The 20,974-nt window shown below is 59.5% G+C and carries 20 protein-coding genes and 1 tRNA gene; 14 read left to right on the top strand and 7 right to left on the bottom strand.

Annotation, left to right across the window (positions count from 1 at the left end):
• The first annotated feature begins 194 nt into the window (after positions 1-194).
• Complete coding sequence (gene leuC / locus GTF44_RS15245) at positions 195-1,604, top strand: 3-isopropylmalate dehydratase large subunit (RefSeq protein WP_171560259.1); 1,410 nt, start codon at positions 195-197, stop codon at positions 1,602-1,604.
• A gap of 48 nt (positions 1,605-1,652) precedes the next feature.
• Here the strand turns inward: leuC and GTF44_RS15250 are convergent, their stop codons facing one another.
• The gene (locus GTF44_RS15250; RefSeq protein ID WP_171560257.1) at positions 1,653-2,861 is read right to left on the bottom strand and encodes an MFS transporter; all 1,209 of its coding nucleotides are present in this window, start codon (positions 2,859-2,861) and stop codon (positions 1,653-1,655) included.
• Between the two features lie 109 nt (positions 2,862-2,970).
• Here GTF44_RS15250 and GTF44_RS15255 point away from each other — a divergent pair, with 109 nt between their 5' ends.
• Positions 2,971-3,492, top strand: a complete 522-nt coding sequence (locus GTF44_RS15255; RefSeq protein ID WP_171560255.1) for an HdeD family acid-resistance protein — start codon at positions 2,971-2,973, stop codon at positions 3,490-3,492.
• On the opposite strand, the gene GTF44_RS15260 is transcribed toward GTF44_RS15255, so the two are convergent.
• Positions 3,489-4,637 carry a HupE/UreJ family protein gene (locus GTF44_RS15260; RefSeq protein ID WP_171560253.1) on the bottom strand — a complete coding sequence of 383 codons (1,149 nt, stop codon included), beginning with the start codon at positions 4,635-4,637 and terminating at the stop codon, positions 3,489-3,491. The genes GTF44_RS15255 and GTF44_RS15260 overlap by 4 nt on opposite strands.
• Between GTF44_RS15260 and GTF44_RS15265 the strand changes: the two genes are divergently transcribed.
• The 4 genes from GTF44_RS15265 (at position 4,636) to GTF44_RS15280 (ending at position 8,239) form a co-directional block, all read left to right on the top strand.
• Entirely contained in the window at positions 4,636-5,439 is an 804-nt protein-coding gene (locus GTF44_RS15265; RefSeq protein WP_171560251.1) for a DUF4198 domain-containing protein, read from the top strand. The two genes, GTF44_RS15260 and GTF44_RS15265, sit on opposite strands and share 2 nt — an antisense overlap.
• A gap of 61 nt (positions 5,440-5,500) precedes the next feature.
• On the top strand, positions 5,501-6,106 hold the full coding sequence (gene leuD / locus GTF44_RS15270; protein ID WP_171560249.1) for a 3-isopropylmalate dehydratase small subunit: 606 nt from the start codon (positions 5,501-5,503) through the stop codon (positions 6,104-6,106).
• A gap of 256 nt (positions 6,107-6,362) precedes the next feature.
• The gene (locus GTF44_RS15275; RefSeq protein ID WP_171560571.1) at positions 6,363-7,202 is read left to right on the top strand and encodes a hypothetical protein; all 840 of its coding nucleotides are present in this window, start codon (positions 6,363-6,365) and stop codon (positions 7,200-7,202) included.
• A 98-nt stretch (positions 7,203-7,300) separates the two neighbouring features.
• Complete coding sequence (locus tag GTF44_RS15280; protein ID WP_253261230.1) at positions 7,301-8,239, top strand: endonuclease/exonuclease/phosphatase family protein; 939 nt, start codon at positions 7,301-7,303, stop codon at positions 8,237-8,239.
• Here the strand turns inward: GTF44_RS15280 and GTF44_RS15285 are convergent.
• Entirely contained in the window at positions 8,228-9,091 is an 864-nt protein-coding gene (locus GTF44_RS15285; RefSeq protein WP_171560247.1) for an epimerase, read from the bottom strand. The genes GTF44_RS15280 and GTF44_RS15285 overlap by 12 nt on opposite strands.
• A gap of 247 nt (positions 9,092-9,338) precedes the next feature.
• Here GTF44_RS15285 and leuB point away from each other — a divergent pair, with 247 nt between their 5' ends.
• The 3 genes from leuB (at position 9,339) to GTF44_RS15300 (ending at position 11,699) form a co-directional block, all read left to right on the top strand.
• Positions 9,339-10,445, top strand: coding sequence for a 3-isopropylmalate dehydrogenase (leuB, locus tag GTF44_RS15290; protein ID WP_171560245.1), 1,107 nt, complete (start codon positions 9,339-9,341; stop codon positions 10,443-10,445).
• 75 nt (positions 10,446-10,520) lie between these two features.
• Positions 10,521-11,513 carry a DMT family transporter gene (locus GTF44_RS15295; RefSeq protein WP_171560244.1) on the top strand — a complete coding sequence of 331 codons (993 nt, stop codon included), beginning with the start codon at positions 10,521-10,523 and terminating at the stop codon, positions 11,511-11,513.
• A gap of 109 nt (positions 11,514-11,622) precedes the next feature.
• A tRNA-Pro gene (locus GTF44_RS15300) sits at positions 11,623-11,699 on the top strand.
• A 161-nt stretch (positions 11,700-11,860) separates the two neighbouring features.
• Here GTF44_RS15300 and GTF44_RS15305 read toward each other — a convergent pair.
• A complete protein-coding gene (locus tag GTF44_RS15305) occupies positions 11,861-13,285 on the bottom strand; it encodes a mannose-1-phosphate guanylyltransferase/mannose-6-phosphate isomerase (RefSeq protein WP_171560241.1) in 1,425 nt (474 codons plus the stop codon).
• A gap of 191 nt (positions 13,286-13,476) precedes the next feature.
• Between GTF44_RS15305 and GTF44_RS15310 the strand changes: the two genes are divergently transcribed.
• From GTF44_RS15310 to GTF44_RS15330, 5 genes are all read left to right on the top strand, one after another.
• Complete coding sequence (locus GTF44_RS15310; protein ID WP_171560239.1) at positions 13,477-14,307, top strand: flagellar motor protein MotB; 831 nt, start codon at positions 13,477-13,479, stop codon at positions 14,305-14,307.
• A 103-nt stretch (positions 14,308-14,410) separates the two neighbouring features.
• Entirely contained in the window at positions 14,411-15,721 is a 1,311-nt protein-coding gene (locus GTF44_RS15315; RefSeq protein WP_171560237.1) for a flagellar hook protein FlgE, read from the top strand.
• A 24-nt stretch (positions 15,722-15,745) separates the two neighbouring features.
• Positions 15,746-17,203: a flagellar hook-associated protein FlgK gene (gene flgK, locus GTF44_RS15320; protein WP_171560236.1), complete on the top strand. Its 1,458-nt coding sequence runs from the start codon at positions 15,746-15,748 to the stop codon at positions 17,201-17,203.
• 3 nt (positions 17,204-17,206) lie between these two features.
• Positions 17,207-18,217 carry a flagellin gene (locus GTF44_RS15325; protein ID WP_171560234.1) on the top strand — a complete coding sequence of 337 codons (1,011 nt, stop codon included), beginning with the start codon at positions 17,207-17,209 and terminating at the stop codon, positions 18,215-18,217.
• Positions 18,217-19,317, top strand: a complete 1,101-nt coding sequence (locus GTF44_RS15330; protein WP_253261237.1) for a flagellar basal body P-ring protein FlgI — start codon at positions 18,217-18,219, stop codon at positions 19,315-19,317. Before GTF44_RS15325 ends, GTF44_RS15330 begins: the two co-directional genes overlap by 1 nt.
• A gap of 110 nt (positions 19,318-19,427) precedes the next feature.
• Here the strand turns inward: GTF44_RS15330 and GTF44_RS15335 are convergent, their stop codons facing one another.
• Genes GTF44_RS15335 through GTF44_RS15345 form a run of 3 tightly spaced genes read right to left on the bottom strand, consistent with a single transcriptional unit; the run spans position 19,428 to position 20,972 of the window.
• Positions 19,428-19,961 (bottom strand): hypothetical protein, encoded by a 534-nt coding sequence (locus GTF44_RS15335; protein ID WP_171560230.1) that lies wholly within the window; start codon positions 19,959-19,961, stop codon positions 19,428-19,430.
• A gap of 14 nt (positions 19,962-19,975) precedes the next feature.
• Entirely contained in the window at positions 19,976-20,698 is a 723-nt protein-coding gene (fliP, locus tag GTF44_RS15340) for a flagellar type III secretion system pore protein FliP (RefSeq protein ID WP_367383386.1), read from the bottom strand.
• The gene (locus tag GTF44_RS15345; RefSeq protein ID WP_171560227.1) at positions 20,694-20,972 is read right to left on the bottom strand and encodes a FliM/FliN family flagellar motor C-terminal domain-containing protein; all 279 of its coding nucleotides are present in this window, start codon (positions 20,970-20,972) and stop codon (positions 20,694-20,696) included. The genes fliP and GTF44_RS15345 overlap by 5 nt, the downstream gene beginning before the upstream one ends.
• Between the last annotated feature and the right edge of the window lie 2 nt (positions 20,973-20,974).

Below are 20,974 nucleotides of genomic sequence, written 5' to 3' on the forward strand. Positions count from 1 at the left end.
AAGGCGCAACCCTTGCGAGCGCCCGCGCCCGAGTGTATCTGCCCTCATATGACACGGGTTTTCGACATGGATGACCGCGCGCGCCTGCCATGGCGCTTCTTTGGCCAGCGCGGCTCGATACGGGCGCGACTAATACGCGCCTGATCCCGAGACGACGCCTTTTTTCCGATTTCCCTCAGCCGAGGACCGCAGATATGACCTCCGCCAAAACACTCTATGATAAAATCTGGGATGCCCATCTGGCCCATGAAGCCGACGACGGCACCTGCCTGCTTTATATCGATCGCCACCTGGTCCATGAAGTGACCAGCCCGCAAGCCTTCGAAGGGTTGCGCATGGCGGGCCGGGGCGTCCACGCGCCGGACAAAACCATTGCGGTGCCGGACCATAACGTGCCGACCACACCTGGTCGGGACAATCCCGAGAACATGACCGAAGACAGCCGCATTCAGGTGGCCGCGCTGGACAAAAACGCCAAGGAGTTCGGCATCCACTACTACCCGGTGTCCGATATCCGGCAGGGCATCGTGCATATCGTTGGCCCCGAGCAAGGCTGGACCCTGCCTGGCATGACGGTGGTCTGCGGTGACAGTCACACGGCGACGCACGGCGCGTTTGGTGCGCTGGCGCATGGTATCGGCACATCCGAGGTGGAGCATGTGCTGGCCACGCAGACGCTGATCCAGAAGAAGTCCAAGAACATGAAGGTTGAGATCACCGGCAAGCTGCGCCCCGGTGTGACCGCCAAAGACATCACGCTGTCGGTGATTGGTGAGACCGGCACCGCCGGTGGCACCGGCTATGTGATCGAATACTGCGGCGAAGCCATTCGCGATCTGTCGATGGAAGGCCGCATGACCGTCTGCAATATGGCGATTGAAGGCGGTGCCCGCGCGGGTCTGATCGCGCCGGATGAGACGACATTCGAGTATGTCATGGGCCGCCCGCATGCCCCGAAAGGCGCGCAATGGGAGGCCGCGCTCGCCTGGTGGAAGACACTCTATTCTGACGATGACGCCCATTGGGACAAGGTCGTGACCATCCGTGGCGAAGATATCGCTCCCGTAGTCACCTGGGGCACCTCGCCCGAGGATGTGTTGCCAATTACGGCGGCTGTGCCTGCACCAGAGAGTTTCGAAGGCGGCAAAGTTGGCGCGGCGGAACGCTCGCTTGACTACATGGGCCTGACCCCTGGCACACCGCTGTCAGAAATCGAAATCGACACCGTCTTTATCGGCTCTTGCACCAATGGCCGGATCGAAGACTTGCGCGCCGCAGCCGCGATCCTGAAAGGCAAAAAGATCAAGGACGGGCTCCGCGCGATGGTGGTCCCCGGTTCTGGCCTGGTGCGGGCGCAAGCGGAAGAAGAGGGTCTTGCCGATATCTTCAAAGAGGCCGGATTTGAATGGCGCTTGGCAGGGTGCTCCATGTGCCTAGCGATGAATCCCGACCAACTCGCACCCGGCGAACGTTGCGCGGCAACCTCGAACCGGAACTTCGAGGGGCGCCAGGGCCGCGGCGGGCGCACCCATCTGATGTCGCCTGCGATGGCGGCGGCGGCGGCGGTCACCGGACGGCTCACCGATGTCCGCGAGATGATGTAGGACCCGGAATTTTGGAAAATTCCGGCCCGATTTCTTGCAAGAAATCGGCTACGAAACTGATCTGAGGCGATGGGCGACGATACCCATCGCCACGGCCAGCACGAGGCACCAGATCCCCATCGCCAAACCTTGATCAGGAAACGGCACGCCCCAATCGATCAGCGCGCCGGTGATCCCCGGCCCAATCGCCGTCGAGAGGACCATGATGGCAATCACCATGGATCGGATCGCGCCGAGATGGTTCGTGCCATAGATGGCGGGCAAAAACGCTCCCCAAAACGTGCCGACCATGCCTTGCGACACCGCCAAGATCGACAGGACCAGCACCCAATGCAGCGGAGTCTCTGCCGGGCCGATCAGGAACATGGACAGGCCCATAGGGATCAGTAGAAGCGGCAACAAGCGTTCCGGCCCGAACCGGTCCGCCGCCCATCCGGCGGCCAAAGCTGCGGCCACGGTCACGCTCGCATAAGCCGGATAGGCCACCGCCATCTCGGCCAAGCGCCAACCTTTAACCTCCGCCACATGGACTTGATGGAAGAACACGACCGTTCCGATGAACCCTGGGGTTAGCATGAGTGGCAAAAGCGCGGGGAAGAGCCAATGTCGGAGGGCGTCCGAGCGCACCCAATGGCGTCCGCCAAGTCCAGGGCTGCCTGTCACCTCCGCCTGGCCGGTGGGCACACGGTCCTGCGCCAACAGCCAGACCAAAAGCGGCAAAATGATCAGCGCGATGACGGCGGCTGTGACCCCCCAAGTCTCGCGCCAGCCGATCCAGCCAATCAGTGCGACGAAGAGGAACGGCAAGATCATCTCCCCAAGCGGATAGCCCAGCCCTTTGATCGCCACCGCACGACCGCGCGTCGCAACGAACCAACGTCCCATGGCGGTGGCGCCAATATGGCTGAACATACCCTGTCCGCAGAATCGCAGCAGAAACACCGCGACGCCGAGCACCCAGACCGATTGCCCAAAGGCCATCGCCAAGGCCGCCATCGCGAAAACCGCCGCGACAAGAGGCGCAAGGCGAGAGAACGGCACGGTGTCAGCCCATGATCCACGACCGAGCAGCAAGGCCGCCGAGCAGAGTGTCGCCAGCGTATAGAGCAGGCCCCAATCGCCATCGCTCAACCCATATTCAGCGCGAATCTCCCCGGCAAAGAGCGAGATGAACCACGTTTGCCCAAAGGAAGAGCCGAAGGCGAGCAACACGCCGACGCTCAGCCAACGCCGGTTCTGAAGAAGGAAACTCAACATATCTCGCCTCTACGCCTGTTGACCGGCCTTTGGAAGGCGTGGCTTGCCGACCCGGGCTTGGCTCCTGTACTCTGTGCCCACCATCCACCTGTCATTTTGCGAGCCCGTCATGAAACCCTGGCTTATCTGGCTGATCCTTGGGATCATCTCCGTCCTGTTCGGCGTTATCGCACTCGGCAACGCCTTTGCGGCGTCTGTCGCGGTGACCCTGCTGACCGGTTCGCTTTTCCTGATCTCTGGTGTGTTTCAGATCGCCGCCGGGTTTCGGGAACAGAAACGCGCCAACAAGCTCTTCGCGGTTCTCGTGGGGCTGTTGGGTCTCTTTGTCGGGATATCTCTGCTCTTGCACCCGCTTGAGGGGATGATTTCGCTGACCTTGCTCGTGGCGCTTCTCTTGGCGGCGGCGGGCGTCGCACGGTTGGTCTTCGCCTACCGTATGCGCGAGACGTCGTTCTTCTGGCCGATGCTGATCTCAGGCGCGCTTGCGGTGCTCTTGGCGGGTTATATCTTTGCCAATTTCGGCGTAGCGACGATGAGCCTTTTGGGCCTGCTGGTTGGTGTCGAGTTGCTGCTGAATGGCGGCGGGCTGATCGTGTGGGCCTTCTATCTGCGGATGGCGTCGAGAGGTTAGAGGAACACCCGTTCAATCGTCCACCACGCGCCGACAAGGGCGATCGCCAACGAGGCGGGCACCGCGATCCAGGGCCGATAGAAATCCCGTTTCCCGAACCAAAGCCCAACCGCCAGAAACGCACCCGCGATCACTGCAAGCTGTCCAACCTCGACCCCGATATTGAACCCGACCAGGGCCCAGCCAAACCGCTCGCTGGCGATGCCGAAATCGCCCAAGACGCTGGCAAAGCCAAGCCCGTGCAGCAGACCAAAGGCAAAAACCAAAGCCGTTCGTGCCCGGACATTGCCCCAGCCCAACACATTCTCCACACCGACATAGACAATCGAGGCCGCGATCAACGGCTCCACGATGCTGGCCGGAAGGCTAATGATCTCAAGACTGGCCAGCGCCAGGGTGATTGTATGCGCCACGGTGAAGGCCGTGACCTGAAACAGCAGCGGGCGCAGCTTTAGCGAAAAGAAAAACAGGCCCAGAACGAACAGGATATGATCGATTCCAAGCGGAATGATGTGTTCAAACCCCGCAACGACATAACGCACGAAGACGGACCCCGCGCCCTCGGTCAGGATCTCCGCCCGTGGCAAAGGCTCCGACAGGGCACCACCGGTCAAAAAGCCCTCATAGGCCTCTTCGCCGCCACCGACCTGGCGCAAAACCAAGGTGCCATAACCGGCATCCCATCCGATCTGGACCGGGGCCGACCCCTCGGGCAAATCGGCGCGGAGGATCAGCACCGAATCCCGTGGCAGCTCAACATCGCCCACGTCAGGGACAGTCATGCCGACGATCTCGGGCGACATGCGGGTCCCGCCCACATCAATCACAATGCCCCCAGAAATCCGCTCCCAGGCCGCGCGGAACGCCGCCTCTAGCGTTGCCGAGTCCTGCGCCCGCAATTGATCATAAATCGCGGCCTCGGGCGCGGCATTGGTGTCCTCCAACCCCTCCAGGTTGATCCCGGCGATCAGCGGCTCCAGCGTCAAGCGCAGGCTCATCCGCACCTCGCGCGCATCCACCTCCACGTCCGCGATGGTGGGGCGAATCTCATGTGCGCTCGCCGCAATCCCGGCCAAAAGCAGCGCCATTGACAGGATCAACGAACGCCCCAAGCTATAAGCCCACGGTAAAAGGACCTGGATCATGCGGCATCTCCTTCTTGCGCTCACCCTCGCGCTGACGCTCGGCGTGAGCAAGACCCAAGCGCATGAATTTTGGATTGAACCCGAAGGTTTTCAGATCGCACCCGACGATAACATCACCGCCTATCTCCGCGTCGGCCAGGAGTTCTCGGGCGTCACGATCTCCTATTTGCCCCGCAACTTCACCCGATTTGACGTGATGCAGGGCGACATACTGACCAATGTAGAGGGGCGTTTGGGTGACAACCCGGCGCTCGACATGGGTGGGTTTAACGACGGCTTGGCGATCATCGTGCATGAGACCACCGCCAATCGTCTGACATATGATGAGTGGGACAGCTTCCTCAGATTTGCGGCCCACAAAGATTTCGGCGATGTCGAAGCCCGGCACGATGCGCGCGGCTTACCCCGTGAAGGATTCCGCGAGAGCTATATCCGCTATGCCAAGAGCCTGGTCGCAATTGGCGATGGGGCTGGCCAAGATCGGCAGGTGGGCCTGGCGACCGAGATTGTGGCGCTGGCCAACCCCTATACTGATGACGTGAGCGCGGGCCTGCCGGTTCAAGTGCTCCTTGATGGTGCACCCCGGGTGAATGCGCAGGTGGAACTCTTCGACCGCGCTCCGGATGGAACGGTTGAGATCACCCTTCATCACACCGATGAAGCCGGCATCGCGGTTCTACCCGTCACTGCCGGGCACGAGTACCTCGCCGATGCGGTCGTGTTGGAGCCGCTCGATGCGCCCACCCCCTCCGATCCGGTTTGGCTCTCCCGATGGGCCTCGCTCACCTTCTCTGTACCGTGAGTCCCGCTTGCCCCCAACGCCGGGGCGCGGTATCTGCTCTGCGGACTAAAGGAGACGCCAGATGGATAAGTTCACAACGCTGACGGGCATCGCGGCCCCCATGCCGATGATCAATGTCGATACTGACATGATCATCCCGAAGCAGTTTCTGAAAACCATCAAGCGCTCCGGCCTCGGCGTGAACCTCTTTGACGAGATGCGTTATGACGACGATGGCAAGGAAATCCCCGATTTCGTGCTGAACCAGCCCGCCTATCGCGAGGCCGAAATTCTGGTGGCCGGCGACAATTTCGGCTGCGGCTCGTCGCGGGAACATGCGCCTTGGGCGATCAAGGATTTCGGCATCCGCTGCGTTATTGCGCCGAGCTTCGCGGACATCTTCTTCAACAACTGCTTCAAGAACGGCATCTTGCCAATCGCATTGCCGCAGGAGCAGGTCGATCTGCTAATGAAAGACGCGGAGAAGGGCGCCAATGCCCGGATGAGCGTCGATCTGGAGAGCCAGACCATCACCACATCCGAAGGCGAAGTTATCAGCTTCGAAGTGGATGCGTTCAAGAAACACTGCCTTCTGAACGGGCTGGATGATATCGGCCTGACGATGGAAAAATCCGCCTCCATCGCCAGTTTCGAAGCCAAAGCGAGCGCCGAGCGCCCCTGGGTCTGACCCCGAAGCCACTACATCTTGCGGTCGGATAATACGGCCCTGCTAGCCCTGAATGCAGGTGATGCAATCGGGCGACACCTGTTACGTGAAAACAGCCGTTTCGATTCCATGACTGGAATCAGAGGGTTGCCTCAGGATGTGAATGTGGGCAAGATTGTGGCAATCGAGGCATCCCAACGGCAGATTGGGGCAAAAACGTGGAAAAAGGGGCGCAAGAATAGGTCCCGTCCAGGTTGAGGGTTGAGTGTTGAAGGCAGTGATTTCACAGCTTGTTGGCGCTGTGGTCAGGGCGATCCTGGTGTTGGTCGTCATTTCCACGCCATCCCTGCTTATACCAGGGACAAGCGAGGAGACGACACAAATCGTCACGTTGATCGGCCTCTTCGCCGCTGTTTTCACCTTTTCCGAATACGCCTCCACTTATCCGGGCTTGATCGAATTTCGCGATGCTCAGCCGTACAATCGCGTGCGCATGGTCTCTGTTTTCATCGCCCTTTTCGCGCTCAGCGTTGTGGTCTCGGCGGGCGATGTGTCGACTCTGTCGCTGGTGATCAATGCAACCGGCTTCATCATCGCCGAGGCGCTCGATTTTCCATTTAGCCCACTGCGAGTGCTGATGGGGCAACTGCCGCCAGATGTAGACCCTCGGACTGCGGCGGAGATAGAAATTATGGCTGGCCTCTCGGCCCTGATCGGGCTCCTGACGTTGTCGATCTTTGCGATCCTGGTCAGGTTGCAACAATGGCCGAACCGACGTTCGGCCTTCAACGTCTGGATCAACTTGCCGACATTCGATCCGACAACGGGCGGCGATATCGTTACGCGGCTCCTCCGGGATGCCCGCGTTAACATAATATTAGGCTTCGCTTTGCCATACATCCTCCCGGTGCTCGCATCGGTCGGTGCTGCGCAACTGGAGATGTCGATCCTCGACTCGCCGCAAACCCTGGTCTGGACGATCACCGCATGGATGTTCCTGCCCGTCACGATGTTTATGCGCGGCATGGCCATGGGCCGGGTGGCCGACATGATCAACAGTCGACGCAAACGTCTGGTCGCCAAACTCGATCCAAACGACGGCTACGCTGCAGCCTAGCTTTTCTGTTTTTTGCAATCCTTTGGCCAAGTTCTCTCGTTGCAGAGACGCTGCGCCTTGTCGTATTTCACAGCGCGCTGTCCCACGACGGGCCGGGTTTGCTACTAGCCGACCTGGTGGATGAAGACCCTGACCCTGATATCGCGGCCACGCTGGATGTCATCGTGGCAGCCAACGCCGATATCCTTCTCATTCTGGGCATCGATTATGATGCCGAGGGGCACGCCCTCGCCGCACTCACCAACGCACTCGCTGCGCGCGAGATCTCTTACCCTCATCTGTTCTCGCGCCGCCCCAATACGGGGCGGCCCACCGGCGTCGACGTGGATGGAAATGGCCGCTTGGGTGAACCACGCGACGCCCAAGGCTATGGCCGGTTCAATGGCCAAGGCGGCATGGCACTGCTCTCACGTTTGCCGATCGAGACCGACCAAATCCGAGATTTCACAGATTTCCTCTGGGCCGACCTGCCCGAAAGCGCCGCGCCCCGGGTGTTGAGCCCCGACGCGGCGCAGGTTCTTCGCCTTGCCACCGTGGCTGCCTGGGATATCCCGCTGCGCCGAACAACCGGAGCGACTTTCCATATCCTCGCTTTCCATGCATCGCCGCCGGTGTTCGACGGGCCGGAAGACCGGAATGGCTGGCGCAACGCTGACGAATTGCGGTTCTGGCAACTTTATCTGGATGGGTGGTCGCCCAATGGTCCGGCCTTCACCGCTGAAAACTTTGCTTTGATGGGCACGCTGAATGTGGACCCGGACCGTGGTGAAGGGCATCGCGAGGTCGTGCAAACTCTCTTGGACCACCCGGCCCTACAAGACCCGGCCCCGCGAGCGCCGGATGGCCGTCTGGTCACCACCGATTGGGACGAACCAACGCCCGGCAATCTCAGGGTCGATTACATCCTTCCCGCAGCCACGCTCAACGTCACAGATAGTGGTATCCTCTGGCCAGACTCCGAGACGGCGACGCCCCCAAGATCGGCGGTCGCGGCTGCATCGGATCATCGATTGATCTGGGTCGATCTAGAGTTCTAACGCCGCTCGTATCGCGTCCTCCACGGGCGTTTGCGGCAGGTCAGGCAGCAATGTCGCAAGCGCGGTTCCATCCAGTTCATGCGGCTGGTCCCAAAGATAGCGCATCTCCAGGAGGTACCGCGCCTCGGCCCAAGACGGGCGCGCGATCTGGAGCGGCAGCCATGACATACGAGACACGGTGACCTCCCGCCCAACAGCAGCTCCGCAAGCCGTCGCCAACTCCTCACCCGTCAGCGTATACCCACCAAAGGCCAAATCCGTGAACTGGCCCAAATCCGCCCGCATCTCGGCCAAGGGCGGCAAGGCAGCGGTCATATCGGGCAGGAACGCCCAAGAATGCGGCTGATCCAGCGCCCCGGGATAGCTGAGCTTCCCCGTCGCGGCGTCCTTGGCGATGATCCGGTCGAACCAACCGGCCGAGGCCTGATTGTCGAGGAAATCTCCGCCTCTGAGCAAGATCACTTGCACATCCGCATCGCGATAGCTCTGCTCCATCTCGATCCGCAGCCGCCCAAGCCCGTTCGTTGCCCGCTGCGGCACCTCCGGCCCAACGACACGGGGCATCGCGTCGCGAAAGCCATATACATAGACATTCGCGGGCTGCATGACGGTCGCGCCACTTGCCTTCGCCGCTTCGATCACCTGCCGCGTCAACCCCGGCAAGAGCGCGGCCCATTTGCTGTATGGCGGGTTCCAACCATTGACGATCACATCCGCACCGCTTGCCGCGTTCAGAAGGTCGCCCTTCGTGCGGTCATAAAGGCGCAGGTCCCACCCGGCCTCGCGAAACGCGGCGCTGGCGTTGCGGCCAAACCGACCGGTTGCTCCAAGGATAAGCGCTGTTTGGGTCATCTGACTTCCCCAGTACCATGAACCTGCTCCACATACACCATTCGGGTGTTTTCGTGGCAGTTTCATAAACCGGACACGCGGGAGAGATCGACGATTAGATCACCGGGTTTCTCCGACAACGGCTTGGACAAGACCCAGACACCCAGCATCACCCGCGTTCTGCAGCACCTGTCACCCATGGTTTCTTGACCCTCCCGGGCGCAGCCGTTACCGCAGGGGCAGTGATTTTCCGAAGGACGCCCTGACCATGACCAACCCCTCCCTCCTGATCCTGCCCGGCGACGGCATTGGCCCCGAAGTGATGGCCGAGGTGCGCAAAATCATCGACTGGATGGGGTCAGCGCGGGGGCTGCACTTCGATGTGTCCGAAGATCTGGTCGGCGGCGCCGCCTATGACGCCCATGGCACGCCGCTGCATGGCGACACGATGGCCAAAGCCCAAGAGGTCGACGCGGTTTTGCTCGGCGCCGTCGGTGGCCCGAAATACGATGTGCTTGATTTCAGCGTGAAGCCCGAACGCGGCTTGTTGCGCCTCCGCAAAGAGATGGACCTTTTTGCAAATCTCCGCCCCGCGCAGTGTTTCGACGCCTTGGCCGATTTCAGCAGCCTGAAGAAAGACGTGGTGGCCGGGCTCGACATCATGATCGTGCGCGAACTGACCTCGGGTGTCTATTTCGGCGAGCCGCGCGGCATCCATACCGAAGGCAATGAACGCGTCGGGATCAATACGCAGCGCTACACCGAAAGCGAGATCGATCGTGTGGCGCGCGCCGCTTTTGAGCTGGCCCGCAAACGCTCCGGCAAGGTCTGCTCGATGGAGAAGGCCAATGTGATGGAGAGCGGCATCCTCTGGCGCGAGGTGGTGCAAGAGATCCATGACAAGGATTATGCGGATGTGGAGCTCAGCCACATGTATGCCGACAATGGCGCGATGCAGCTTGTCCGTGCCCCCAAACAGTTTGACGTGATCCTGACCGACAACCTGTTCGGCGATATCCTGTCCGATTGCGCCGCGATGCTGACCGGCAGTCTTGGCATGTTGCCCTCCGCGTCGCTTGGCGCCCCGATGGAGAATGGCCGCCCGAAGGCGCTTTATGAGCCGGTCCATGGCTCCGCCCCTGACATCACCGGCCAGGGCAAAGCCAATCCGATCGCCTGTATTCTCAGCTTCGCCATGGCGCTGCGCTATTCCTTCGATCAGGGGGATGAGGCGGACCGGCTGGAGAAAGCGGTCGAGGATGTCTTGGCCGATGGGCTCCGCACCGCCGATCTTCTGGGCGAAGACGGCGCGACACCGGTCAGCACCTCGGAAATGGGTGACGCAATTGTCGCGAAACTGAGCGCTTCGGTCTGAAGATCGGCCGATTTCGGGCCGCATTCCGGCTCCGGCCTTGAGATATGGCCCCGATAGAGTATCGGTAAGCCTAGTATGTCAGAGCAGAACGCCAATCTGCGCGGCGCGCTTTTCGCGCTGCTTGCCTTCGGGATATTTGCCAGCCACGACGTGGTGATTAAATATCTCGGCGGCAGCTATTCGCCGTTCCAGATCGTGTTTTTCAGCGTTCTCTTCGGCTTCCCGATTGTCACCTTCCTACTGATGCGCGACGCACGCCCCGGCAATCTGCGCCCAGTCCACCCCTGGTGGACCGCCGCCCGCACGGTCGCGGCGGTGATCACGGGTGTCTGCGCCTTCTATGCGTTCTCCACCCTCCCGCTCACCCAGGTCTATGCGATCCTCTTCGCCGCGCCTTTGTTGATCACGCTCTTGGCCATTCCGATGCTGGGCGAAAGCGTTGGTTGGCGGCGGGGCTTGGCGGTCATCGTTGGACTGGGCGGCGTGTTGGTCGTTCTGCAACCGACGACCGCGACGCTGGAACTTGGCCATGTCGCCGCACTTGCCGCAGCCTTTGGCAGTGCCTTCGCCTCGATCATCGTGCGGAAGATTGGTCGTGACGAGCGCTCCGTCGTTCTGATCCTCTACCCGATGATGGCGAATTTCGTGTTGATGGGCGCGGCACTGCCCTTTGTCTATCAACCGATGCCGCTCGTCGATATCGGCGCCTCGGCTGTGATCTCCGCCATGGCGCTGACCGCGACCGCGTGTTTGATCATCGCCTATAAGACCGGCCAAGCGGTGATCGTCGCCCCGATGCAGTATTCGCAGATCATCTGGGCCAGCCTCTTTGGCTTTTTGTTCTTCGACGAAGGGATCGACCAACCCACCTTGATCGGAACCGCGATCATCGTGGCGTCGGGGATCTACATCGTGCTTCGCGAGGGCCGCGGCGACACATCGCGGACAACACCTGTCCTGCGCACCCGCTCGCGCGCCGGAACGCCAACCGCCCCTCGAGTGGCCAACTTCCTGCCCAAAGGTCAACGCGGCCCACAGGCACCCGATCATCCAACGGAAGAAAGATAGGTTACAAAAATCCGCCCAACCTGCGTTTTCTGTAACCTGTTCATCCCCCAGACCCACACATCCCCCTCTTGCAAAGCCTCCGATCCCCCGCTATCCCGCCGAGCACGGTCGGAGTGTAGCTCAGCCTGGTAGAGCACTGTCTTCGGGAGGCAGGGGTCGGAGGTTCGAATCCTCTCACTCCGACCAAGTATTCCAGTATTTCCCTTTTGTGGCGTGAGTCATTTCAGGTGTTTTACCCCAAAAGACGTTGCCACAATACAATCGCCCAAGAAGACCTTAACGCGCCACTATCCGTAGGGCGGACAGGTTTGGGAAAGACCTTGCATCTCAGGGAAAAGCGGCCCCAATCAGTCCCGAGCATAGAGGTCATCATAGCGAATGATGTCGTCTTCGCCGAGATAGCCGCCGGTTTGCACTTCGATGAGAACCATTGGCAGTTTCCCAGGATTCTCAAGCCGATGTTTCGCGCCAACGGGCACGTAGATCGACTGGTTCTCTGAGATCAATCGCGTCTCGCCATCTAAACTGACCTTCGCGGTGCCCTCCACCACAACCCAGTGCTCGGCGCGGTGGTGGTGTGATTGCAGGCTGAGTGATCCGCCGGGATGTACGACAATGCGTTTCACGCGAAAACGTGGTCCGGTTATCAGGTTTTCGAACCAGCCCCACGGACGATGTTCGCGGGGAAATTGCTCGGCTTGCACCGCTCCTCGCGCCTTTAGAGCGCTCACCGCGTGCCGCACGTCTTGTGCCGCAGATTTCCGTCCAATCAAGACAGCATCTGACATCGCGACGGCAATGATATCGTCTAGGCCGATGCCAACCACCTCAAGACCTTCGCTGTCGGCGCGAAGCAGCGTATCGTTACAGTCAATCGCAGTGGCATTTTGGGAGCAGACATTGCCATTCTCGTCTGGCCCGGCTTCGGCCCAAACGGCGTCCCAACCGCCGAGATCAGACCAACCAATGTCCAAGAGCATCACACCCAAATTGGGCATCTTCTCCATCACAGCATAGTCGACGGAGATATCCGGCAACCGCTCCCACTCATCGGCGCCGAGCCGGGTAAAGCCGAGATCAGTTTCCGCCGTTGCAAGCGCGGCGTTAACGCCGCCAACCAACTCAGGCGCGTGCTCTTGATAGGCCGCAATCAGTGTCTCAGCCCGGGCCAGGAAAATACCGGCATTCCACAGATAGCTTCCTTCGGCGATCATCTGCGTCGCCTTCGACACCTTGGGCTTCTCCACAAAACGCAGAAGCGGGTGCGGCTGGCCTGACGCGAGATCGGCTGCCCGGTCCAACTCAAGATAGCCATAGCCGGTCTCGGGGCGGGTCGCGGGGATGCCAAAGGTGATGATTCGCCCTTGAGAAGCCGCCTCTTGTGCGGCGTTGACCGCTGCTTGAAACGCTTTGGAGTCGGGAATGGCATGATCCGATGGCACGACCAGCATCAGGGCCGATGGATCACGCGCGGCCTGCCAGAAAGCCGCTGCCAGAATAGCGGGCGCTGTATTTCGTGGAACAGGCTCCAGTAAAAGCCCGGCGGGCGCGACTTGGATCGACGCCAGATGCTCAACCGCAATGAAACGGAATGGCTCGGCTGTAACAATAATCGGCGCCGCGTATCCCGGCCCCGAAACCCGACGGGCTGCGGCCTGAAACAAGCTTTCATCGGCGATGAGCGAGGCGAATTGTTTTGGATAAGATCGGCGTGACACTGGCCAAAGCCGCGTACCGGCGCCGCCGCAGAGGATAACAGGGTGGATTATCATTCAGTTGGACCTCTCGCTGCGACGCAGCTTACGTTTCGCCCATCCAATCCGGCCTCGCAGTTGGATGCAACCAATGCGCCATATCTAAGTAGGCTTCTCCGGCGAAAGGGGAACATCCAAAGGTGGTCTCATTAAGCAGGTTTTCAGATTTCTCCGCTATCGGTCTGCCAATGCGACAGAACGAGGCCGCCATGTCCGGTCAAAACAACATCCGCCCCATCATCAAGCGCAAGCGAGTGATCGTCAAAAATGGTCACTACGGCGGCGCTTGGAAAGTGGCTTATGCGGATTTCGTAACCGCGATGATGGCGTTCTTCCTGCTCATGTGGCTCCTCAATGCAACGACGGAGCAGCAGCGCAGAGGTCTTGCGGATTACTTCAGCCCGAGTGTCCCAATCGCCCGCGTTTCGGGCGGGGGGGACGGCGCTTTCGGCGGCGACAGTGTGTTCTCTGAACGGACCGAGGCGCAAAACGGCACCGGCGCGACAGATTTGCGCCCAACCGAGGGCCGCCAAAGCATGGGCCTGCTTGGCGTCAGCCACCGTGACGAAGACGACGCGGCCCTTGCCGAGATCGAAGACGCGCTGATGGGGCAAGGCGGCGACAGTTTGGTTTCCGAGTTGACCTCGCGCCATGTCCAGACGCGATTGACGGATGTCGGCCTGATCGTCGAGATTTATGCGCGCCCCGGCGCACCGCTCTTTGATGAACAAACCGCCGCGCCAGCCGATTGGTTGATCAATTTGTCTGATGTGATCGTGAGCCTTTTCAATACGGTGAGCAATCACGTCGCAATTGACGGGCATGTCCGATCCGAACCCATCATTGTGGCCCGAGAAAGTCGTTGGACCAGTTCGATCACGCAAGCGCAAACGGTGCGCGGCTTGCTGGAAGCCGCTGGGCTATCGACCACAAGAATAGATCGGGTCACAGGCCACGCTGATCGGCAGCCGATGGCGCGCGATCCCATGGCGGTCCGCAACGACCGGATCGAGATCATCTTGCTGCGCAATCGGCTCTGACGGTCGAGAAACTAGCTCAGATTTTATCTGTTAGCCTGTCTTTAAACCGCCCCTGCCAAAACTGTTTCAAGATCAATGAATGCAGCAGAAGGGCGCATTATAAATGACAATTTCTTCATCGCTGAACGCTGGCGTCGCTGGCCTGAATGTGAATGCCACACGCCTGGCCACAATCTCTGACAATATCTCCAATGCCGGCACGTACGGCTACAGACGCGCGGTCGCGGATTTCAATTCGATGGTGGTGAACCAGGGTCAAGGCAGCTATTCGGCCGGGGGTGTCCGGGTCACCGTGGGCCGCTTGATTGAGCAACGCGGCAATTTAATCACGACGGACAATCCGACCGATTTGGCCGTCGGCGGGCGCGGCATGTTGCCGGTTACTTCCATCACATCATTGGACAACCAGAATGGTAATATGCCCGTCATGTTGGCAACAACAGGATCGTTCCGCCCGGACGCGGACGGCGTCTTGCGGACCGATACCGGTTTGGTCTTGATGGGATGGCCGGCAGCATCCGACGGCACGGTCGGCAACTTCCCTCGGGATTCCTTTGATGGTTTGGAGCCCATTCGAGTTAACAATAATCAATTCTCTGGCGACCCGACAACGCGCATGGAATTGAGCGCAAACCTGCCCGCCGCATCGACGGAAGCCGGGGCGACCGGCGACGTCCTGACGATGTCGGCGGAGTATTTCGACAATCTTGGGAAATCGCAGAGTCTCGATATCACTTTCACACCGACGGTGCCCGCCAGCGGCTCCTCACATGAATGGACAATGGAAATCCGCGACTCCGCCACCGGGGCAACACCGATTGGCGAATATACGCTGACGTTTGACAGTGCGCGCGGCAACGGCGGTAACCTGGATGCCGTGGCCTTGGTCGCGGCGGCCGCGGGTGGCGCGTACGATCCGGCAACCGGAAGCATCACGGTAAACGTTGCCGGTGGGCCGTTAGAAATCTCGATCGGCCGCCTTGGTGATCCGGACGGTCTGACACAGCTATCCGATACATTTGCACGCGCCCCGGTCGTCAAAAATGGCTCGCCGGTCGGCAACTTGACCACGGTCGAAGTCGACCTCAATGGCAATGTGAATGCAATCTACGACAGCGGTTTCACACGGGTCATCTATCAGGTTCCTGTCGTAGATGTTCCCAATCCGAATGGGCTGGTCTCACGCAGCAACCAAACCTATCAGGTCTCTTCCGCCAGCGGACCTTTCTTCCTTTGGAATGCAGGTGAGGGCCCAACGGGCGATGTTGTTGGATTTACCCGAGAAGAGTCCGCCACTGATGTTGCCGGTGAACTCACGCAGTTGATCCAAACTCAGCGGGCCTATTCATCCAACGCCAAAGTCATCCAAACCGTGGATGAGATGCTGCAAGAGACGACCAATATCAAGCGCTGATCAACTTGATCCGGAGGCCAAATCATGAGCATCTCTAACGCCCTGTCAAATGCCCTGTCGGGTTTGACCGCGACCAGTCGTGCGGCCCAAATCGTTTCGTCCAACGTCGCCAATGCGTCCACAGAGGGATATGGCGTCCGGAGGCTAGCGACCGCGGCTCAGGTGACAGGCAATCAAGGCAGCGGCGTCAGAATTGTGGGGGTGGACCGCCAGGTGAACCCCCTTTTGATCGGTGCTAGGCGGGAGTCTGACGCATCGCTCGGCCAAAATACAGTGCTGGCCAATTTCACGCGGCGCATCGAGACCGCGATCGGCACACCAGATTCCCCGTCGAGTCTCACCACTCTATTTACGGCGTTTGAGGGGAGTCTGATTTCGGCGGCAAACCGCCCCGAAAGCCAAACGCGGCTTACGGCGGTGGTCGACACCGCCGCGCGCCTAGTTAGCAAACTCAACACGCTTTCTGACACAGTTCAAACCGCTCGGTCACAAGCCGACCAAGGTATCGCCAGCGATATCATGTTCTTGAACGAGACGCTTTCGCAAATCCATGAAATCAACATCCAAATCCGTAACAACCAGGGTAGCGGACGCGGCAATGCCGCTTTACTGGACCAGCAACAGGCATTGATCGATGGGATCGCACCCCTCATTCCTCTACGTGAGCTGCGAGACAACATCGGCCAGGTTGCCCTTTATAGCGCCGACGGCTTGGCCCTTCTCGATAGTCGTCCTGCAGTCTTTGAATTTGATCGAGCAGCCGTTATGGCCCCTGACTTGACTCTAGCCAATGCAGGGCTTTCCGGCCTTCGCATGAACGGTCGTTTGCTGGATTTTGACGGCCCGTTCCCTGCGCTTCAAGGCGGCAGACTCGCTGCCCAATTCGCCCTGCGAGATGACAAAGCGATCACTGTCCAGTCCCAATTGGACGCCGTGGCCCGCGATCTGGCCGCACGGTTTGATGCACCTGGGCTCGATCCGACAATCACCGCGGGCGATCCAGGGCTCTTCACCGATGGCGGTAGCCTAGTGGATGCGGCAAACGAGGTCGGTTTGGCAGGGCGATTGGCAGTCAACGCCTCGGTTGATCCTGATCAAGGCGGTGCAGAATGGCGCTTGCGTGATGGGCTTGCCGCCGCGACCGAAGGGATCGCCGGGAACACCGCACTTTTGGACGATATGTTAGATGCATTGAGAGCGGTTACGCCTACTCAATCCGGCGGCTTTTCCGGCGCCGGTCGGAGCATGGGCACACTCGCTGCTGATATGGTCTCTCTCGCCGCTTTGGCGCGGCAGTCTGCCGAGCTTGATGAAGGTTTTGCAGCGACCCAATACACATCACTTCGCGAGGCCGAACTCCAGACCGGCGTCGATACTGATCGCGAGATGCAAGAACTCTTGGTGATTGAGCAGGCCTATGCGGCCAATGCCAAACTAATTCAAACCGTCGAAGAGATGCTCGACCAATTGATGAGGATTTAAATCATGACTCTGACATCCATCGGCGATATGGCCCAGACCTTTCACCTCCGCCATCGAACCACAGAAATCAAAAACGAGATGCTGCGCCTCACTCATGAGTTGAGTAGCGGCAAGAAGGCCGATCTAGGCGCTGCACTTGGCGGCAATCTCGCAAATCTCGCAAACGTGGAGAGCGGATTGCAACTTGCCCGCGTCTATCAGTCCGCTGCGAGTGAAGCGGCCCTTCACACCGGTGCGATGCAATCCGCACTTGAAACGATCCAAAAGCAACTCACCGAAACCGGGCCGACTTTGCTGACCGCAGCAAACACCGGTGCGCAATCCAAGATCGACAGTGTTGCCGCAGATGGCGCATCCAAATTCGACCTCGCCGTTAGTGCACTGAACAGCCGCATTTCAGGCCGCAATCTGTTTAGTGGCGATGCCCCAAATCAATCCGCCCTAATCACCGGCAAGGAAATGCTTGCGGCCTTGGAACCCTTGGTCAACGCCGCAACCAACGCCCAAGACGTCATCATGATCGTGGAGGATTGGTTTCTTGCCCCCGGGGGTGGTTTTGAAACCATAGCCTATCAAGGTGGAACCGGGCCTGCCTCAAGCTTCACTGTCGCGCCCGGAGATGTCATCAATCTGGACATCTCGGCAGCATCCACTGAGATCCGCGAAGCGCTTATCGGCTTCGCTTTGAACGGTCTGATTGGCAACAATGTCGGGCCAGGGGGAGATGCAGATCGCCGCGCCCTTCTGGAAGAAGCGGGGACTAGGATGATGACAAGCCAATCTGGAATCTCTGAGACCCGCGCGCGGATTGGGACCGCGGAAGAGAGAATTGAAATCGCACGGGTGCGCAGCGCTGCGACCGAAACAACACTCTCCATAGAGCACAACCGGATGGTCGGTGTTGATCGCCCTACCACCGCAACCGAATTGGAAGAAATCCAAATGCAACTAGAGAGCCTTCTGGTTCTGACTGCAAGGACAGCACGCCTCAATCTAACGGAGTTTCTGAGATGATGCGCGCGGTTCTCTCCGCGATCCTCGTCCTGGTCCTGGCGGTTCAGGCCGCAGCCTCCCCCATTCGGATTCGTGACCTGGTCGAGTTTGACGGCGTGCGTGGCAATGATCTGGTCGGGTATGGCTTGGTGGTCGGCCTCAACGGCACCGGAGACGGCATTCGCAACGCACCATTTACCGAAGAGATCATGGCCAACATTCTCGAACGCTTGGGTGTCAATGTAACCGGAGAACAATTCCGACCGCAAAATGTAGCGGCCGTCTTTGTCACCGCCGTCCTGCCGCCGTTCTCCCGCGCCGGCAGCCAGATCGACATCACTGTCTCCGCGATCGGCGATGCCGATAGTCTGCTTGGTGGGACGCTGGTTATGACTCCCCTCACTGCCGCAGATGGTGAGATTTATGCCGTCGCGCAAGGGACCGTGATTTCTGGTGGGGCATCAATCGAGGGCGAGGCCAGTCGCGTCGTCCAAGGTGTCCCAACCTCGGGTCAGGTGCCCGCAGGCGCTCGGGTCGAACGAGAAATCGACTTCGAATTCGGGGCACTGCAAGACATTCGGATGGCGCTCCGGACCCCCGACTTTACAACCGCCGCGCGGATCGAACGAGCGATCAATGCCGATTTCGGGCGCAATGTGGCCGTGATGTTGGATGCGGGCACGGTGTCACTCAATGTCGCGGCGACGCGGGCACAATCGCCAGCCCATATGATAAGCCGCGTAGAAAACCTTTTCGTCGAACCAGAAACACGGGCTCGGGTTGTCGTCGACCAACGCTCCGGCACGATCGTGATGGGCGAGGATGTGCGCATTTCGCGCGTTGCTGTGGCGCAAGGTAATCTCACCCTCCGAATAGAGGAACGTCCGATCGCGGTGCAGCCAAACCCCTTTGCGGAAGGGGAAACTGTTGTTGTTCCGCGCACAAATATCGACCTTGTTGAGGAACCTGGCACAGGCCTCGCGGAGGTCAGCGGAGGCACATCCCTGTCTGAGGTAGTCGCCGGCCTTAACGCCCTTGGTGTTTCGCCCCGCGATATGATCGACATCCTCAACAGCATTCAAGCTGCAGGTGCGCTTCACGCAGAATTCATCGTGAGATAACGCAAGACCAACAAGCGTAGAAACATTAAGCCGTGCTAATCTGCACAGGCTTGCTGTTTGCTTGAGCATCGCATTTAGTGGCACCCATCTGGGGACGTTGAGGCGGGCAGCTAAAGCAGCCCGATATAGCGCATCACAGCGCGCGCATGTGGTCCCGGTAAGTCTCTTAGAATCTGTGCACGCAAAGCCGTATTTTGAGACTTGAGCAAATGCGCAATGACAGCCGGATGTTCGCTCGCAATGGTAGAACGGTTTAGATTGGCCGCGAGCCGCGCGACCAGGCTTTCAGCCCCCATAGGTGACCGAATCTCATTAACCGCCTTTGTGATGTTTTTTGTTTCCAGAGTAGCTAATGGATCAATCTTCGTGGCAGTAGTGGACAACGGCTCGGCCAGGCTTGGTTCGCCACCCAGCAACCCACGTTCACGAAGCCTCTGAATCAACCGATTCCTTTGCCACGCCAGAGTGTCATCCGGCGCCTCAGCGCTCTTGACGTCGTCGGCCTCCATTTCGGGCGCACCGAAGCCGCTTTGCCTCAGTGCTTCAAACCGATCACGTCCGAGCAGTGACAGCAGCGCGCGGGCCTTCTCGGCCTTTACCATGCTCGACCGCGTCGCAAGACTTGGATCAGGGAGTTTCGGCATCAAAGCCTCCTTGGTTAGAAATAGCTTCGCACGAGCGCACCCGTGATGAGGACCCAACCATCAGCGACGACGAAGAACGCCAATTTGAAGGGCAACGAGACAATCGCTGGCGGCACCATCATCATCCCCATCGACATCAAGATGGCTGCCACGACCAAATCTATAATGAGAAATGGAAGAAAGATGAGGAAGCCGATCTGAAAGGCGCGCTCGACCTCGCTGAGCATGAAGGATGGGATCAGGATGGATGGGTCGGGGGTCGTATCGACCGGCAATTCTCGGAGCGCCATCATCCCTTGCAAGGTATCCGGGTCGACACGGGCCTCCATGAAAAGGCGAAACGGCGCATAGGCCAACGGGATGGCCTGTTCCGGGGCAATCATCCCATCGATCAGTGGGGCAATACCTTCTGCGTAGGCTTCTTGAAAAACCGGCGCCATCACAAAGTAGGTCAGGAAGAGCGCGAGGCTGACGATCAGCATATTGGGCGGTGATTGCTGTAGGCCGATGGCTTGCCGCAAGATCGATAGGACAGTGACGACAAAAGGGAAGCACGTTATCATGATCGCAAGCCCGGGGGCTAAGCTGAGCACTGTAATCAGCGCGATAATCTGAACAGCACGGGCGGTCAAAGAGTCACCGTCTCCGAAATCGAGGGAGATTTCTTGAGCGCTGGCGCCACCTGCGAAAGCGGCGATAGACCCCACTACGACAAGGCCAGCAACGAGCTGTTTAATCGGCATAGCCTGGATCCACGACCTTGGTGACACGAATCGCGAGTTGCCCCGCCTGATCGCCTTCGAGTTCGACCAACTCGCCGGTCGCCACCAATCGATCACCGACGATGACCTCCACCTCATCCTCGATGCGACTATCCAATGGTAAGATCGCGTCACGTTCCATGTTCAAAAGCTCCGAGATCGTCGGACGCGCTCGACCAACGCAGACGCGGAGATCAACAGGGACATTGCGGAGCGCCCCATTGCGAATTTCGGCACTCGTTTCGGTCATTG

The sequence above is a fragment of the Roseobacter sp. HKCCD6576-2 genome, from assembly GCF_013179285.1.
In the GTDB taxonomy this organism is placed as follows: domain Bacteria; phylum Pseudomonadota; class Alphaproteobacteria; order Rhodobacterales; family Rhodobacteraceae; genus Rhodophyticola; species Rhodophyticola oceani.